This window comes from Rathayibacter sp. VKM Ac-2760 (assembly GCF_009834185.1).
In the GTDB taxonomy this organism is placed as follows: Bacteria; Actinomycetota; Actinomycetes; order Actinomycetales; family Microbacteriaceae; genus Rathayibacter.
Genome location: NZ_CP047173.1, coordinates 644,575 through 659,719 on the forward strand (window position 1 = coordinate 644,575; position 15,145 = coordinate 659,719).

The following is a 15,145-nucleotide window of genomic DNA, read 5'->3' on the forward strand; positions in this document are numbered from 1 at the left end:
CTCCCGACGCACGGCGACGGGATCGACCGCTCGATCCTCCGCCGCCGGCCGATCGCGAGCGGCTCGAACCGAAGACGGTCGAAGGGATCCTCCTCATGAGCACCACAGCGCCTCGCCCCCACTCCGCCGCGAACGCCGCCGACCGCGCCGGATCCCGCTCCCGCACCCGCCGCTCCCGCTCCGGCCCGATCACCCCGCCGCCGCCCGTCGACGTGCTCGCCACCGAGGTCGACGCCCGGCTCGACCAGGACGGCGCACCCGGCGTCGACGTCGCCGCGCTCGGCGAGCTGCTGCTCGGCGACTGGCGCGAGCAGCGCCTCGCGACCCGTGCCCTCACCTCGCGACCCGAGCTGCACCGGACCGACGGCCTCTCGATGGCCGACCACCGCGCCCGCGTCACCCAGCAGATGAGGGTCCTCGCGGCGGAGGGCGGCGTGCACCGCGCCTTCCCGGTCGCGCTCGGCGGCGAGGCCGACCACGGCGGCAATATCGCCGGCTTCGAGGAGCTGGTCACCGCCGATGCGTCGCTGCAGATCAAGTCGGGCGTGCAGTGGGGCCTCTTCGGGGCCGCCGTGCTGCACCTCGGGACCCAGCCGCACCACGAGAAGTGGCTGCCGGGCATCATGAGCCTCGAGATCCCGGGCGCCTTCGCGATGACCGAGACGGGCCACGGCTCCGACGTCGCCTCGATCGCCACCTCCGCCACCTTCGACGAGGAGGCCGGCGACTTCGTCCTGACCACCCCGTTCCGCGCGGCCTGGAAGGACTACCTCGGCAACGCCGCGGTGGACGGTCGGGCCGCCGTCGTCTTCGCCCAGCTCGTCACCCGCGGCGTGAACCACGGCGTGCACGCGTTCTACGTGCCGATCCGCGACGGCGAGGGCGCCTTCCTCCCCGGGGTCGGCGGCGAGGACGACGGCCTGAAGGGCGGGCTGAACGGCATCGACAACGGCCGCCTGCACTTCGACCACGTCCGCGTGCCGCGCGAGAACCTGCTCAACCGCTACGGCGACGTGGCCGCCGACGGCAGCTACTCCTCGCCGATCGCGAGCCCGGGCCGCCGCTTCTTCACCATGCTCGGCACCCTCGTGCAGGGTCGCGTCTCGCTCGACGGCGCGTCGGTCGCGGCCTCGAAGATCGCCCTCACCATCGCGGTCACCTACGGCGATCAGCGCCGCCAGTTCACCGGCGGCGGCGACCGCGAGGAGGTGCTGCTCGACTACCAGCGGCACCAGCGCCGACTGCTGCCGCGCCTGGCGACCACCTTCGCGGCCGGCTTCGCGCACGACCGGCTCCTGCGCGCCTTCGACGACGTGTTCTCCGGCAAGAACGACACCGACGAGTCGCGGCAGGACCTCGAGACGCTCGCCGCGGGCCTCAAGGCGCTGTCGACCTGGCACGCGCTCGACACTCTGCAGGAGGCGCGCGAGGCCTGCGGCGGCGCCGGATTCCTCGCCGAGAACCGGCTCACCCAGCTCCGCGCTGACCTCGACGTCTACGCCACGTTCGAGGGCGACAACACCGTCCTGCTCCAGCTCGTCGCCAAGCGACTGCTGACCGACGTCGGACGCCGTTTCAAGAACGCGCAGCCGGGGGAGCTGGCGCGCTACGCCGTCGGCCAGGTCGCCGGCGCGACCGTGAACACCTCCGGCCTGCGGCGCCTCGCGCAGGTCGTCGCCGACCGCGGCTCCACCGCCCGCTCGGTCGGCCAGCTCCGCGACGAGCAGCGCGAGCTGCTGACCGACCGGGTCGAGAGCATGGTCTCCGGAGTCGCGTCACGGCTCCGCTCCGCGTCGAAGCTTCCGTCGGACGAAGCCGCCCGGCTCTTCAACGCGCACCAGAGCGAGCTGATCGAGGCCGCCCGCGCGCACGCCGAGCTGCTGCAGTGGGAGGCGTTCACCGAGGGGCTCGCGGCGATCGAGGACGAGGGGACGCGCACGGTGCTGACCTGGCTCCGCGACCTGTTCGGTCTCGGCTTGATCGAGAAGCACCTGGACTGGTACCTCATCCACGGCCGGCTCTCCTCGCAGCGCGCGCTCGCGGTCACCTCCTACATCGACCGCCTGCTGGCCCGACTGCGCCCGCACGCCGGCGATCTGGTCGCCGCGTTCGGCTACCGCCCCGAGCACATCCGCGCGTCGATCGCGAGCGGCGCCGAGGCGACCCGACAGGAGGAGGCGCACGCCTGGTACGAGGCCGCCCGCGCCGCCGGCACCCTCCCCACCCCCGAGAAGTCCTCCCAGCGCTGACCCCCTCCGCGAGATGCCACTTGTGCACGCGACACGCCGTGAGAAGCGTGCACAAGTGGCATCTCGCGACCGGAGTCAGCGCTGCAGGAAGGCCAGGGCGGCGTCGCGCTCGGCGCGCAGCTCGAGCACGGACTCGTCGATCTTCGCGCGCGAGTGGGCGTCGATCTCCAGGCCCGGGATGATCCGCCACTCGCCGTCGACGGAGCGGACGGGGAACGAGGAGATCAGTCCCTCCTCCACGCCGTAGGAGCCGTCGGACTCGACCGCTGCGGAGGTCCACTCGGTGCCGGTCACCCAGTCGTGCACGTGGTCGATCGCGGCCGAGGCGGCCGAGGCGGCGGAGGAGGCACCGCGCACCTCGATGATCTCGGCGCCGCGCTTGGCCACCCGCGGCTCGAACTCCTCGTGCAGCCAGGAGGCGTCGACCAGCTCGGCCACGGGGCGGCCGTCGACGACCGCGTGCGTCACGTCCGGGTACTGCGACGCGGAGTGGTTGCCCCAGATGGTGACGCCGGAGATCGCGTCGACCGGGGCGTCGAGCTTCGCGGCCAGCTGCGCGACGGCGCGGTTGTGGTCGAGGCGCGTCATCGCTGTGAAGCGCCCGGCCGGGATGTCGGGCGCGCTCGCGCGGGCGATCCAGGCGTTGGTGTTGGCCGGATTGCCGACGACGAGCACGCGGATGTCGTCGGCGGCGTTCTCGTTGAGCGCCGCCCCCTGCGGGCCGAAGATGCCGGCGTTCGCGGCGAGGAGGTCGGCGCGCTCCATGCCGGCCGAGCGCGGTCGGGCGCCGACCAGGAGGGCGACGCTCGCACCGTCGAACGCGGCGGCTGGGTCATCGGACACCTCGATCCCGCGGAGCAGGCCGAAGGCGCCGTCCTGCAGCTCGAGCGCGGTGCCGGCCGCCGAGCGCAGGCCGGCCGGGATCTCGAGGAGGCTCAGCCGCACTGGGACGTCCGGCCCGAGGAGCTGCCCGGAGGCGATGCGGAACAGGAGGGCGTAGCCGATCGCGCCTCCCGCTCCCGTGACGGCGACGGTGACGGGGGTGCGCTGCATGCTCATGCGGCCGACGCTAGTCCGGGCGCCTGCGCGCCGCATCGGAGGGCGGGTCTCGACGCGCGCTGCGCGCTGCTCGACCGGCGGTTGCTGCCTTGCTGATCGAGCAGCGTGCGCGCTGCTCGATCAGCGGGGGATGCCTTGCTGATCGAGCAGCCCGCGCTGCTCGACCAGCGGGGGCCGCCTTGCTGATCGAGTAGCCCGCGAAGCGGGCGTATCGAGATCCCCCGTCCTCGACCCTTGATCATTAGAGATCAAACCATTAGAGTCCTGATCATGCAGGATCCCCGCACCCGCCCCGCCTCCGGACTCGAGCTCGTCCGCTGGCTCGCGTGGGCGCAGCGCAAGGCCGGCGAGGACTGGATCCGCGTCCGCGAGCTCAGTCACGAGCAGGCCTTCGTCCTCGGCTACCTCGCGCAGACGCCCGGCGTCATCCAGCGCGAGATCGCCGAGGTCAGCCGCACGAGCGCCGCGAGCGTCACGAGCCTCCTGCAGGGGCTCGAGCGCCGCGGACTCGTCGAGCGGCGCACCGAGGCGGGCGACGACCGGCGCAAGCGCGTCTTCGCCACCGCCGAGGGCGCCGAGCTCATCGCCGGCTTCGAGGAGGCGATGCTCGCCGCCGACGAGACCCTCCTCGCCCCCCTCGACCCCGGGGAGCGCGCCACCCTCCAGGCGCTCCTCACCAAGATCACCGCCGTCCTGCCGCCCCCCACCCGCTAGGCGTTCGGGCTCTCAGCCCTGCCTCCGCCCCTCCTCACGCGCCGTTCCCTCGCGCGCTCCCTCACCGCGCCCTCCGCTCGGCGCCTCGACCGCGCCTCCACCGGCGCGCCCTCCCTCCTCGCGCCGTGCCGGCGACCCTCGGCGCGCGCTCGACCCTGCCCGGAAGAAGCCCTCTCATGAGCACCGCCACCCCCGCCACCCCCGCCACCCCCACTACCACCGCCACCCCCGGCTCCGACCGCTGGTACCTCTCCTCCGCCCCGATCGTCCGCGCCCTCCTGCACCTCTGCGTGCCGATGGCCGCCGCGATGATCGTCTCCGCCGTCTACAACGTCATCAACGCCGGCGTGATCGGCTCGCTGCACGACGCGACCCTGCTCGCCGCGATCACCCTCGGCTCCCCGCTGCTCGGCCTGGTGATGGCCGTCGGCGGCGTCTTCGGCGTCGGCGGCAGCGCCCTGATCTCGCGCCTGCTCGGCGCCTCCGAGCGCGACCCGGAGCAGGCGGGCGAGATCAAGCACGTCGCCTCCTTCGCGCTCTGGGGCTCGGTCGTCACCGGCGCCGTCCTCGGCGGCCTCGGCCTGCTCCTGCTCGGTCCGCTGGTGTCGCTCCTCGGCGCCGACGCGACGACGGCGGCCGCGACCGGCGCCTTCACCGCGGTGACGCTCGCCTTCGTCCCGGTGCTCGCGGCCTCGTTATGCCTGGAGCAGCTGGTGCGGTCGGAGGGCGCCGCCCGCCAGGTCATGATCGGCCTGCTGCTCTCGACCGTCGCGAACCTCGTCCTCGACGTCCTCTTCATCCTCGTGCTGCACCTCGGCGTCGCCGGAGCGGCGCTCGCCGTGGGCCTCGCGAACCTGCTCGTGGTCGGCTACTTCGCCCTCTGGCTGCAGCGCCGCAGCGAGACCATCGACCTCTCGCCGCGCTGGTTCACCCTGCGCGCGAGCGTGCTGAAGCCCGTCTTCGGCGTCGGCGCCGGCGAGCTGCTCCAGTCCGGCTTCCTGATCGTGACCGCGCTCGTGCTCAACAACCTCGCCGCGGCCTACGGCGACGGACCGCTCGCGGCGATGGGCGTCGCGGTCCGCATCGCGCAGGTCCCCGAGTTCCTGGTGATGGGCATCACGCTCGGCGTGCTGCCGCTGCTCGCCTACTCCTACGGCAGGGGCGACCGCGAGCGACTGCGCTCCGCCCTCCGCGGCGCCGGCGTCGCGGTCGGGACGATCACGGTGCTCGCCGCCGCGGCCCTCTGGCTGCTGCACGAGCCGGTGCTGGCGATCTTCGCGGACGACCCCGGCGTGCTGACCCTCGGCGCCGTCGTGCTCGCGGCGCAGCTCGTGGCGATGATCGCGAACGGCTTCGCGGGCCTGCTCACCTCGCTGTTCCAGGCGACCGGACGCGCACTGGCCGCAACGACCCTGTCGCTCACTCAGGGCGTGCTCTTCGTCCCGGTCGTGCTGCTCGGGAACCTCTGGTTCGGCCTCGGCGGAATCATCTGGGCGCTGACCGTCACCGAGACGCTCGTCCTCGTCGCCGGAGTGATGCTCTGGCTCGCCTCGCGCCGGGCCATCGACCGCGGACTCGCCGAGGGCGACGCCGAGCGCGCCGAGGCGGTCCTCGAGCAGGCCTGACACCTGCCCGGATGCGCAACCCCCGGGCGCATCCGGAGCCGGGCCGCGTGCAATCGCTCCTCCCGTCCCTGATCGTCAGTAGTGTGCGGCCCATGCGCACTCTGTACCCCGAGATCGAGCCCTTCCACACCGGGATGCTCGACGTCGGCGACGGCCACGAGATCTACTGGGAGGCGTCGGGCAACCCCGAGGGCAAGCCCGTCGTCTTCCTGCACGGCGGCCCCGGCGCCGGCGCCTCGGCCGCCCACCGCCGCCTGTTCGACCCCGAGAAGTACCGGATCGTGCTCCTCGACCAGCGGATGTGCGGCCGCTCCACCCCGCACGCCAGCGAGCCGGGCGCCGACCTCTCCACCAACACCACCTGGTACCTCGTCTCCGATCTCGAGAAGCTCCGCGAGCACCTCGACATCGAGCGCTGGCAGGTCTTCGGCGGCTCCTGGGGATCGACGCTGGCCCTCGCCTACGCCGAGTCGCACCCCGAGCGCGTCACCGAGATCGTCCTCCGCGGGATCTTCACCCTCCGCTGGGCCGAGCTCGAGTGGTTCTACGAGGGCGGCGCCGCCGCGGTCTATCCGGACCTCTGGGAGGGCTACACCTCGGTGATCCCGGCGGGCGAGCGCGGCAGCCTGATCGAGGCCTACTACCGGCTGCTGCACGACGAGGACCCGGCGGTGCACGGCCCGGCCGGCGTCGCCTGGACCACCTGGGAGTCCTCGACCATCACCCTCCTGCAGAAGCCGGAGATGATCGCGGCCTGGTCGGACCCCGCCTTCGCCCTGGCCTTCGCGCGGATCGAGAACCACTACTTCGTGCACAGGGGCTGGCTCGAGGAGGGGCAGCTGATCCGCGACGTCGGCGTGCTCCGCGGCATCCCGGCCGTCATCGTCCAGGGCCGCTACGACATGTGCACGCCGGCCTTCACGGCCTGGGACCTGCACCGGGCCTGGCCCGAGGCCGACTTCCACCTGATCCCGGACGCCGGCCACGCCTTCGACGAGCCGGGCATCCTCGACGCGCTGATCGAGGCGACCGACCGCTTCGCCTCCTGAGCGCTCGCGCAGGGTCGTCCCGCATCGGCGACGGGCGGACTAGCCTGGGCGGATGCGCGTGGACGACACCCCGGGGATGGACGGCTGGCCCACCGGCCGCCTCCTCGCCACGGCGTCCCGGATGGTCGAGCACGCCTGGCACGGCGCGCTCGCCGAGATCGGCCTCACCCACGCGGGCCTGGTCGTGCTGCACCTGCTGCAGGCCGGCCCGGCCGCGCAGAAGGAGCTCGCCGCCTCCGCCCACGTCGAGGTGCAGACCATGTCGCGCACCATCGAGCGGCTCGAGCGCGAGGGGCACGTCTCCCGCGTGAGCGACCCCGCGGATCGGCGCCGCCAGCTGGTGTCCCTCACGGCGAAGGGGACCGAGGCGTGGCAGCGCGCGCACCGGCTCGAGGTCGACATGCTGCCCGGCACCCTCGACCACGGGCCGCTGCGCGAGGCACTGCTCGACATCATCCGCGACGCCAGCGAGTCGCGCTGGGGCTGATCCGCCCGAGCCGTCCGAGCCGCCCGAGCCGTCCGCAACCCCGGGCAGCGTGTCCTCGGTCGGCGCTAGTTTGACCGCATGACCTTCAACGACGACTCCCAGCTCAGCGGCGGCAAGGTCCGCCGGCGCGGCCGCACCACCGGCATCGCGGTCGGCGGAGGCGCGGTGGGCGTCGTCGTGCTCGCCCTGCTCTCGCAGCTGCTCGGCGTCGACCTGTCCGGGCTGGGCGGGCTCGTCGGCGGCGGCGGCGGCACGTCGCCGGATCAGGTCACCAGCACCGCGGTCGCCTGCGACAGCGGCGCCGACGCCAATGCCGAGGTCGACTGCCGGCTCGAGGGCGCGGCGGAGTCGCTCGACCGCTACTGGGCCGGCGCGGCGGGCGCGATCGGCGCGAGCTACACGACGACCGGCGGCGTCATCGTCTTCGAGGACCAGACGACGACCGGCTGCGGGAACGCGACGGCCGCTGTCGGTCCGTTCTACTGCCCGCCGGACCAGACCATCTACCTCGACACCGACTTCTTCGACGAGCTGCGCACCCGCTTCGGCACCTCGGGCGGCTCGCTCGCGCAGATGTACATCCTGGCCCACGAGTGGGGCCACCACATCCAGAGCCTGACCGGGGCGATGGAGTCGGCCGACCGCAGCGGCACCGGCCCCGACTCGGACTCGGTCCGCCTCGAGCTGCAGGCCGACTGCTACGCCGGAGCCTGGGCCGGCGACGCCTCGACCGTCCCCGACGAGACCGGCACCCCCTACCTCAAGCCCGTGACGCAGGAGCAGTACCGCGACGCCCTGAGCGCCGCCGCGGCCGTCGGCGACGACCGCATCCAGGAGCAGGCGACCGGCACCGTCGACCCCGAGGGCTGGACCCACGGCTCCGCCGAGCAGCGCCAGCGCTGGTTCCAGGCCGGCTTCGACGCCGACGCCACCGCCTGCGACACCTTCGCGGTCGAGGGCTCCGCCCTCTGACCCCGCCCTCCCTGCTGGTCGAGTAGCCGCGCAGCGGCGTATCGAGACCCCGCGTGCAGGAGGCGGTGGATCTCGATACGCCCGCTGCGCGGGCTACTCGATCAGCAGGGAACGCCCGCCCGCTCGACCTCCGCTGCGCCCCCTCGCCTGCTGGTCGAGCAGCCGCGCAGCGGCGTCTCGCGACCCCGCCCCTCAGCTCACCGAGTCGCTCGGCTCCTCCATGTACCACTCCGTGAACGAGCAGGCCCGCCCGTCCGGCGCGAAGCGGATCACCCACAGATTCAGGTACGTCCGGTCCGACGGGTAGATGGTCCGCGCCTCCACCACCGCCGTCGTCTCGGTCAGCGCGACGAGCCCCCACGCGAACGTCGGGTCGTCCGGCTCGCTCTCCGCCAGCCACCAGTCGACGATGGCGTCGCGCGGAGTGATGGCGTCCTCGTACGGCGCCGTGAAGTACTCCGCGCCCTCGGTGAAGAGCGCCGTGACGTCGGCGGGGTCGTCCGTCGCCCAGGCCTTCTCGTAGCCGGCGATCCAGCTCTCGATCTCGATCATGCGCCCATCCTCGTCCCGCCCGCCGCCGCCCGGTAGAGCGATCGGGAAGGTTTCCGAGCATCGGTCGGTTCGGCTCAGAGGCCCGGCGATGCAAAGCTGAGCAATACGACCCGCCCCGCAGGACGCCGGAACTCCGGCGCCCCGCTGGTCCACGCCGCCGACACGAAGGACCGCCGTGCCCGACTCCGACAGACGCTCGCTGACCCGCTCGCCCAGCCCCCGCCTGATCACCGCCGTCCTCGCCTTCGCGGGGATGAGCGCCTCGTTCATGCAGACGCTGGTCGTCCCGATCCAGTCCGAGCTGCCCACGCTGCTCGGCGCCGATCGGAGCGAGACCGCGTGGGTGATCACCGCGACGCTGCTCAGCGCCTGCATCCTCACCCCGGTCTCCGGCCGGCTCGGCGACCTCTACGGCAAGCGCCGGATGGCGCTCGCCGCGCTCGTCGTCCTGGTGCTCGGCTCGATCGTCTGCGCCTTCGCGGACGACGTCTGGACCCTCGTCGTCGGCCGCGCGCTCCAGGGCGCGGTGATGGGCGTCATCCCGCTCGGCATCTCGATCCTCCGCGACACCCTGCACCGCGACCGCCTGCCCGGCGCGATCGCCCTGGTCAGCGCGACGCTCGGCATCGGCGGCGCGCTCGGACTGCCGCTGAGCGCGCTGGTCGCCGAGAACCTCGACTGGCACGTGCTGTTCTGGATGTCCGCCGGACTCGGCGTGCTCGACATCGTCCTCGTGCTCCTGGTCATCCCGGTCTCGACCCTGCGCTCGCCGGGCCGCTTCGACATCGTCGGCACCATCGGCCTCGCGATCGGACTGAGCGGCATCCTGATCGCCGTCTCCCGCGGCAACGACGCGGGCTGGACGAGCCCCGCGATCCTCGGCTCCGGCCTCGGCGGCGTCGCGGTCCTGCTGATCTGGGGCTGGTACGAGCTGCGGCAGGAGAGCCCGCTCGTCGATCTGCGGGTGGCCGCCCGCCCCGCCGTCCTGTTCACGAACCTCGCCTCGGTCGCCGTCGGCTTCGCCTTCTTCGGCGCGCAGATCACCCTGCCGCAGCGCCTCGAGCTTCCCGCGGCCTCGGGCGTCGGCTTCGGCCTCAGCCTCATCGTCGCCAGCCTGGTGCTGGCGCCCTCCGGCCTCGCGATGATGGCCACCTCGCCACTCGCGGCCCGCCTCTCGGCCCAGTCGGGTCCGCGCCTGGTGCTGGTCTCGGGTGCGGCGCTGATCGCCGTCTCCTATCTGCTGATCCTCCCGTTCGGAGCGGAGGTGTGGCAGATCCTGGTGATCAACGCACTGATCGGCGTCGGCCTCGGCCTCGCCTACGCCGCGATGCCGACGCTGATCATGCACGCCGTGCCCGCCTCCGAGACCGCGGCGGCGAACGGACTGAACTCGCTGATGCGCACGCTCGGCACGACGCTGTCGTCCGCGGTCACCGCGGCGGTCCTGGCGCAGCTGACCGTCTCGGTCGGCGCCGTCGATCTGCCGAGCTCCGAGGCGTTCCAGACCACGTTCGTCATCGGCGCGATCGGCGCCGTGGTCGCCGTGGTGCTCGGCCTGCTCATCCCGAAGGTCTCCCGCCCGGAGTCGCACCCCGCGCTGCCCTGATCGCGGGCGGTGGTCACTCCTCGTCGAGGAGCAGCCGCTCGATCTGCAGCTCGCGCAGCCGCACCGTCGCCAGCTGGTTCTCCCGCGCCGCGATCGCGAGCCGGCAGAGCAGCACGGCGAGGACGAGCACGATCACGACGACGGCGACGGCCGCGACGATGTACAGGATCCCGAAGACGTTGAGAGCGGAGAACATCCTCCGACGCTACCCATCAGGGGCCGGGCGGGTCGTCCCCCAAGGGGAGGAAGGGCGACTCCTCGGAACCGCGATGGCGCTTCACATCCGGGCCCGAGGTGCCCGCGCGTAGGGTGGTCGACCGTGGAACCCCGATCCTCCGACCGTGCAGCGCCCGCCGTGCCCCCGCTCACGGACGAGGTGGCCCAGGCGCTCGACGCGACGACGGTCGCCGAGATCCGGGCCCTCCGCGACGACTTCGCGCGGTTCATGCTGCAGTACAAGTTCGGCATGGACGAGATCGTCACGAAGGTGACGATCCTGCAGGAGGAGTTCCGCGAGATGCGGGAGTACAACCCGATCGAGCACGTGTCGAGCCGGCTGAAGTCCTCCGACAGCCTGATCGAGAAGATCGAGCGCAAGGGCTGCGACACCTCCTTCGAGGGCATCGCCGGCGCGATCACCGACATCGCGGGCGTCCGGATCACCTGCAGCTTCGTCTCGGACGTCTACGACGTCTTCGAGATGCTCACCTCGCAGGCCGATGTCCGCGTCCTCGAGGTGAAGGACTACATCGCCAACCCCAAGGAGAACGGCTACAAGAGCCTGCACGCGATCGTCGAGGTGCCGGTGTTCCTCTCCGGCGGCTCGGTGGACGTCTGCGTCGAGATCCAGTTCCGCACCATCGCGATGGACTTCTGGGCGAGCCTCGAGCACAAGATCTACTACAAGTACGAGCGCCAGGTGCCGCAGCAGCTGCTCGACGGCCTCGCCGACGCGGCCCGCACCGCCGCCGCGCTCGACGCGGACATGGAGCGCCTGCACCGCCAGGTCCGCGGCGAGCTGCCCCTGGACCCGGTCCTCCGCGTCGTCGACGTCTGACCCGCTCGCGTCGTCCCGGCGATCGAGCAGCCGGCCTCGCTCGCCTGCTGATCGAGCGGCCCACCCCGCCTGCTTGCTGATCGAGCAGCCCGCCTCGCCCTCTTGCTGATCGAGTAGCCCGCATCGCGGGCGTATCGAGATCCACCGTCGCCCGCACATCGGGTCTCGATCCGCCGCTGCCCGGCTGCTCGATCAGCAGGCGAAGGCCTCCGAGCATGCCCGCCTGCCTGGCGATCGAGTCGAGATCCCGTCTACCCCAGCGCCGTCACCAGCACGAGCAGCAGCACCGCGGTCCCGTTCAGCGTCGCGTGCGAGACGATCGCCGCACCGAGGCGCCCGGTGACCGTCGAGATCCACCCGTGCGCGAGCCCCGCGATCACGGTCGTCGCGCCGAGCGTCACGACCGTCGCCGGGTTCACCATCTGGTGCCCGTGCAGCAGAGCGAACACGAGCGTCGACGCGATCACGCTGAAGACGGCCGCCCAGACCCGGCGCCCGCGGCTGGGAGGCGCGGCGCCGTCCTTCCGCCGCAGCATCCGGTTGCGCACCGCCCGCATCACGACGCCGCGGCAGAGGATCTCCTCGACGACCGGCGCCACCAGCACCGGGATCGCCACCGAGCTGAGCACGAACCAGAGCGGATCGGGGTCGAGCTCGAGATTCCCCTGAGCGTCCTGCAGCAGCGGTGCGAAGGCGAGCAGCACCGCCACGATCGCGATCCGCACGCCGATCCCGAGCCCGATCCCGATCGGCACGTCGATCCAGCGGAACCGCAGCCCGTAGTCGGCGGCGAGCGACCCGAGCCCGCGCAGCCGCGACGCGGCGAACGGGATGACGAGCGCGACCAGATAACTGGCGAAGGATCCCGCGAAGACGAGCCCGGGGGAGTAGGGCAGCACCCCGAAGCCGAACAGCAGGATCAGCAGCGCGAGCGGCAGCACGATCCCCGCGATGGTCAGCGCCGCCGTCGGCAGCCCCCACCGCACCCGCGGATCCGGCAGATAGAGGAGAGAGGAGTACGGAGCGTCGACCGACGGCTGCGGCTCGGGCGGCGGCGCCCACGCGAACGCGGGCCCACTCGGCACCGGCGCGCCGACGGGAGGCTGCTCGGGGGCGACGGTCGACGGATCGGGCGGCGGGAAGGCGGCGGGATTCATGGCCCGCCCAGGCTACGCAGCCCAGCTGAGCGCACGGAGCGCACCTCCGGCTCGCAGAACCACGTCCGGCTCGCAGGATCGGTCCGTTCCCGCGAGCCGAGGTCGATTCGACGAGCCGACGAGCCGGTGCGGACGGTCGAGCTCGAGTGCATCGATCCGCAAGGCGACAAGCCCTCCGTCTCCGCGACGAGTGTTCGTTTTTTTCGATTGTGCCGAGTACGATCGATGCCATGAGCACCTCCACCGATCGTCCACGCGGTGCCCTCAAGGCCCAGACGTACCTCCCCGAGGCCGGCGCCCGCGACGAGATCCTCGACTTCGCCGCGCTGATGCGCGAGCTCGAGATCTTCCTGGCGCAGAACTCGTCCAAGGCGGCGCTGGTCGACCCTCAGGGCAGGGCTCGACCCATCCCCGACGAGATCTTCCGCATCCTCGATCAGGTGACGAACGCCCTCGCCGCGGGAGAGGGCATCACCGTCGTCCCGCAGGGGGCGACGATGACAACTCAGCAGGCCGCGGACTTCCTCGGGATCAGCCGTCCCACGCTGGTCCGCCTGTTGGAGGCGGGCGACATCGCTCATGACAAGCCCGGCCGTCACCGTCGTGTCCGTTTGGAGGACCTGGTCGCCTACCAGGCGGACTCCCGAGCCGAACGCCGCGCCGCGCTGCGCGAACTGCGGCGGGCGAGTCTCGGCGCGAAGATCCAGGTGGGTGAGCCTGCCGCTGTGAGGCGGCGTGCGGAGCTCGACGCTGAGTGAGATTCCCGGCCTTCTTCGACACCAACGTCCTCTACGGGGCGCTGCTCAACGACTTCGTCCTCGAACTCGCTGATCGCGGGCTGTTCCGGCCGCTGTGGTCGAAGGACGTCCTGTTCGAGCTGGCGAAGAACCTGGTCAAGAACGGGGAGGACCCGGTTCTCGTCGAGAAGCGCGTCGGCACGATGGAGCGCTGCTTCGCCGACGCGATGGTCACCGGCTACGACGACCTGGTGCCCACGATGACGAACGACGAGAAGGATCGGCACGTCCTCGCCGCCGCCGTCCGTGGTGGCGCCGAGGTGCTGGTGACGTTCAACACGAAGGACTTCCCGCCGGGGTCCGTCGAACCGTTCGACCTCGAGATCCTCCACCCCGACGTCTTCCTGCTGGATCAGCTCGACCTGTACCGCGCGCCGACGCTCCGCGCCCTGGTCGAGCTCGTCGAGGGGTACGACTCTCCGGCGATGACCGTCGACGACTTCCTGCTCGCACTCGCCCGCGCCGGGGTGCCGCAGTTCGTGGCCGCCGTCCGGTCGAAGCTCGACTGACCCGTCCCGAAGGGACCGAGGCAGGAGCGTCACGCGCCGGCCGCCGGGCGGCGGCTCACGCGGCGGCCGGGCCGACCCGTTAACGGAAGAAACCCCCGCCATGTAGAAGCTAGGCGAGGGTTTCCGTGGCTCCGACGGGCGTCGATCCCGTGACCTCACGATTTTCAGTCGTGCGCTCTACCAACTGAGCTACAGAGCCGTGGCGAGGAGCCGTCCGAGGACGACCGTGCCGCGAGGAGACGAACTCGTCGTCTCCTGGAAAAGGCCCTTCCTCTCGGAAGGGCCTCTCTGCGACCCTGACGGGACTTGAACCCGCGACCTCCGCCGTGACAGGGCGGCACGCTAACCAGCTGCGCTACAGGGCCTCGTTGCGAAGACAAGCATACTGCCTTCGAGGCTGTTCGATTTTCACATCCCGTCCGTCTCCGGCCGTTCTGCGGTGGTGCACTTCTCTTGCTGCGGTAGCCCTCATCCGTGACCCCAACGGGATTCGAACCCGTGCTGCCGCCGTGAAAGGGCGGTGTCCTAGGCCACTAAACGATGGGGCCGGAAGCTCGCCGGGGCGACCTGCGGCCGACCCACCATGACTACCGACACGCAAGCATAGGGACAGCGGGCCGGATATGCAAAATCGGTCGCTCGACACCCGACGAAGCACGCCAGCACCCCGTGTGCCCCGGACGGGCGACGCCGATCTCTAGGTCTACGGGAGGGCCTTGACTAGTGTTGGTCGGAATCATCACTCCCGCGCGTCGGAGCCGCACCGCCGCCGAGGGAGGACTCCGTCTCCAGCTCCGAGGTCCCATGCTCCACTCCCCGCGCCGTTCCCGCCCCGCACGCCCCTCCGGCGCGCCGCGGCTCGGCCGTCTCCGCGGCACGGCCCTCGTCTCGGCCGCGGTGGCCCTGCTCGCGGGCCTGCTGGTCGCTCCGCCCGCTCAGGCGGCCGAGTACCCCAGCTGGGCCGACGTCGAGGCGGCGAAGGGCAACACCCAGGCGGCGGCCGCGCAGGTGGAGAACATCACCTCGCTGATCGCCGGACTGCAGGGCGAGGTCGCGGCGGCGCAGGAGCTGGCGCAGCAGCGCGGCGACGAGTACTTCGCGGCGCAGCAGAAGTTCGACGAGGCGTCCGACGAGGCGACCAGGCTCGAGACCCAGGCGACCGCCAGCGCCGACGAGGCCGATGCCGCCTCGCAGCAGGCGGGCCTGCTGGCCGCTCAGCTCTACCGCACCACCGGCACCGATCTGTCGGTCAACATCTTCCTCGACGGCGAGGGCGGCAAGGCCGACGACCTCCTGGGCCGCATCGGCAACA

At 72.0% G+C, this 15,145-nt stretch carries 14 protein-coding genes and 3 tRNA genes; 10 read left to right on the forward strand and 7 right to left on the reverse strand.

Annotated features, from left to right (window positions below):
* The first annotated feature begins 95 nt into the window (after positions 1-95).
* The gene (locus tag GSU72_RS02830) at positions 96-2,249 is read left to right on the forward strand and encodes an acyl-CoA dehydrogenase (protein ID WP_159983552.1); all 2,154 of its coding nucleotides are present in this window, start codon (positions 96-98) and stop codon (positions 2,247-2,249) included.
* Positions 2,250-2,324: 75 nt separating this feature from the next.
* On the opposite strand, the gene GSU72_RS02835 is transcribed toward GSU72_RS02830, so the two are convergent.
* Entirely contained in the window at positions 2,325-3,302 is a 978-nt protein-coding gene (locus GSU72_RS02835) for a malate dehydrogenase (RefSeq protein ID WP_159986602.1), read from the reverse strand.
* 276 nt (positions 3,303-3,578) lie between these two features.
* Between GSU72_RS02835 and GSU72_RS02840 the strand changes: the two genes are divergently transcribed.
* The 5 genes from GSU72_RS02840 to GSU72_RS02860 all read left to right on the forward strand — a co-directional run bounded on the left by GSU72_RS02840 (position 3,579) and on the right by GSU72_RS02860 (position 8,155).
* Positions 3,579-4,022 (forward strand): MarR family transcriptional regulator, encoded by a 444-nt coding sequence (locus GSU72_RS02840; RefSeq protein ID WP_159983554.1) that lies wholly within the window; start codon positions 3,579-3,581, stop codon positions 4,020-4,022.
* Between the two features lie 176 nt (positions 4,023-4,198).
* Positions 4,199-5,647: an MATE family efflux transporter gene (locus GSU72_RS02845; RefSeq protein WP_159983556.1), complete on the forward strand. Its 1,449-nt coding sequence runs from the start codon at positions 4,199-4,201 to the stop codon at positions 5,645-5,647.
* A 92-nt stretch (positions 5,648-5,739) separates the two neighbouring features.
* A complete protein-coding gene (gene pip, locus GSU72_RS02850; RefSeq protein WP_159983558.1) occupies positions 5,740-6,696 on the forward strand; it encodes a prolyl aminopeptidase in 957 nt (318 codons plus the stop codon).
* A 52-nt stretch (positions 6,697-6,748) separates the two neighbouring features.
* Positions 6,749-7,183 (forward strand): MarR family transcriptional regulator, encoded by a 435-nt coding sequence (locus GSU72_RS02855; protein WP_159983560.1) that lies wholly within the window; start codon positions 6,749-6,751, stop codon positions 7,181-7,183.
* A 78-nt stretch (positions 7,184-7,261) separates the two neighbouring features.
* A complete protein-coding gene (locus GSU72_RS02860; RefSeq protein ID WP_159983562.1) occupies positions 7,262-8,155 on the forward strand; it encodes a neutral zinc metallopeptidase in 894 nt (297 codons plus the stop codon).
* A 192-nt stretch (positions 8,156-8,347) separates the two neighbouring features.
* On the opposite strand, the gene GSU72_RS02865 is transcribed toward GSU72_RS02860, so the two are convergent.
* Positions 8,348-8,707 carry a hypothetical protein gene (locus GSU72_RS02865; protein ID WP_159983564.1) on the reverse strand — a complete coding sequence of 120 codons (360 nt, stop codon included), beginning with the start codon at positions 8,705-8,707 and terminating at the stop codon, positions 8,348-8,350.
* 175 nt (positions 8,708-8,882) lie between these two features.
* Between GSU72_RS02865 and GSU72_RS02870 the strand changes: the two genes are divergently transcribed.
* Positions 8,883-10,313, forward strand: a complete 1,431-nt coding sequence (locus GSU72_RS02870; protein ID WP_244255944.1) for an MFS transporter — start codon at positions 8,883-8,885, stop codon at positions 10,311-10,313.
* A gap of 13 nt (positions 10,314-10,326) precedes the next feature.
* On the opposite strand, the gene GSU72_RS02875 is transcribed toward GSU72_RS02870, so the two are convergent.
* Positions 10,327-10,509, reverse strand: a complete 183-nt coding sequence (locus GSU72_RS02875) for a hypothetical protein (protein ID WP_159983566.1) — start codon at positions 10,507-10,509, stop codon at positions 10,327-10,329.
* Between the two features lie 249 nt (positions 10,510-10,758).
* Here GSU72_RS02875 and GSU72_RS02880 point away from each other — a divergent pair, with 249 nt between their 5' ends.
* Entirely contained in the window at positions 10,759-11,370 is a 612-nt protein-coding gene (locus tag GSU72_RS02880; RefSeq protein ID WP_159986604.1) for a GTP pyrophosphokinase family protein, read from the forward strand.
* A 251-nt stretch (positions 11,371-11,621) separates the two neighbouring features.
* On the opposite strand, the gene GSU72_RS02885 is transcribed toward GSU72_RS02880, so the two are convergent.
* Entirely contained in the window at positions 11,622-12,527 is a 906-nt protein-coding gene (locus GSU72_RS02885) for a type II CAAX endopeptidase family protein (RefSeq protein WP_159983568.1), read from the reverse strand.
* Between the two features lie 230 nt (positions 12,528-12,757).
* On the opposite strand from GSU72_RS02885, the gene GSU72_RS02890 reads away from it, so the two are divergent.
* Positions 12,758-13,285 carry a helix-turn-helix domain-containing protein gene (locus tag GSU72_RS02890; protein ID WP_159983570.1) on the forward strand — a complete coding sequence of 176 codons (528 nt, stop codon included), beginning with the start codon at positions 12,758-12,760 and terminating at the stop codon, positions 13,283-13,285.
* Entirely contained in the window at positions 13,282-13,833 is a 552-nt protein-coding gene (locus tag GSU72_RS02895; RefSeq protein ID WP_159983572.1) for a PIN domain-containing protein, read from the forward strand. Before GSU72_RS02890 ends, GSU72_RS02895 begins: the two co-directional genes overlap by 4 nt.
* A 126-nt stretch (positions 13,834-13,959) precedes the next feature.
* Here the strand turns inward: GSU72_RS02895 and GSU72_RS02900 are convergent.
* From GSU72_RS02900 to GSU72_RS02910, 3 genes are all read right to left on the reverse strand, one after another.
* Positions 13,960-14,032 (reverse strand) — tRNA-Phe (locus GSU72_RS02900).
* Between the two features lie 92 nt (positions 14,033-14,124).
* Positions 14,125-14,198: transfer RNA gene (locus tag GSU72_RS02905), tRNA-Asp, on the reverse strand.
* Positions 14,199-14,308: 110 nt separating this feature from the next.
* A tRNA-Glu gene (locus tag GSU72_RS02910) sits at positions 14,309-14,381 on the reverse strand.
* Between the last annotated feature and the right edge of the window lie 764 nt (positions 14,382-15,145).

Bases quoted from the DNA above. Each gene is read 5' to 3' on its own strand.
- pip (WP_159983558.1), top strand. From the start codon at position 5,740: ATGCGCACTCTGTACCCCGAGATCGAGCCCTTCCACACCGGGATGCTC.
- GSU72_RS02880 (WP_159986604.1), top strand. From the start codon at position 10,759: ATGCTGCAGTACAAGTTCGGCATGGACGAGATCGTCACGAAGGTGACG.
- GSU72_RS02885 (WP_159983568.1), bottom strand. From the start codon at position 12,527: ATGAATCCCGCCGCCTTCCCGCCGCCCGATCCGTCGACCGTCGCCCCC.
- GSU72_RS02865 (WP_159983564.1), bottom strand. From the start codon at position 8,707: ATGATCGAGATCGAGAGCTGGATCGCCGGCTACGAGAAGGCCTGGGCG.
- GSU72_RS02855 (WP_159983560.1), top strand. From the start codon at position 6,749: ATGCGCGTGGACGACACCCCGGGGATGGACGGCTGGCCCACCGGCCGC.
- GSU72_RS02875 (WP_159983566.1), bottom strand. From the start codon at position 10,509: ATGTTCTCCGCTCTCAACGTCTTCGGGATCCTGTACATCGTCGCGGCC.
- GSU72_RS02840 (WP_159983554.1), top strand. From the start codon at position 3,579: ATGCAGGATCCCCGCACCCGCCCCGCCTCCGGACTCGAGCTCGTCCGC.
- GSU72_RS02835 (WP_159986602.1), bottom strand. From the start codon at position 3,302: ATGCAGCGCACCCCCGTCACCGTCGCCGTCACGGGAGCGGGAGGCGCG.
- GSU72_RS02830 (WP_159983552.1), top strand. From the start codon at position 96: ATGAGCACCACAGCGCCTCGCCCCCACTCCGCCGCGAACGCCGCCGAC.
- GSU72_RS02845 (WP_159983556.1), top strand. From the start codon at position 4,199: ATGAGCACCGCCACCCCCGCCACCCCCGCCACCCCCACTACCACCGCC.
- GSU72_RS02860 (WP_159983562.1), top strand. From the start codon at position 7,262: ATGACCTTCAACGACGACTCCCAGCTCAGCGGCGGCAAGGTCCGCCGG.
- GSU72_RS02890 (WP_159983570.1), top strand. From the start codon at position 12,758: ATGAGCACCTCCACCGATCGTCCACGCGGTGCCCTCAAGGCCCAGACG.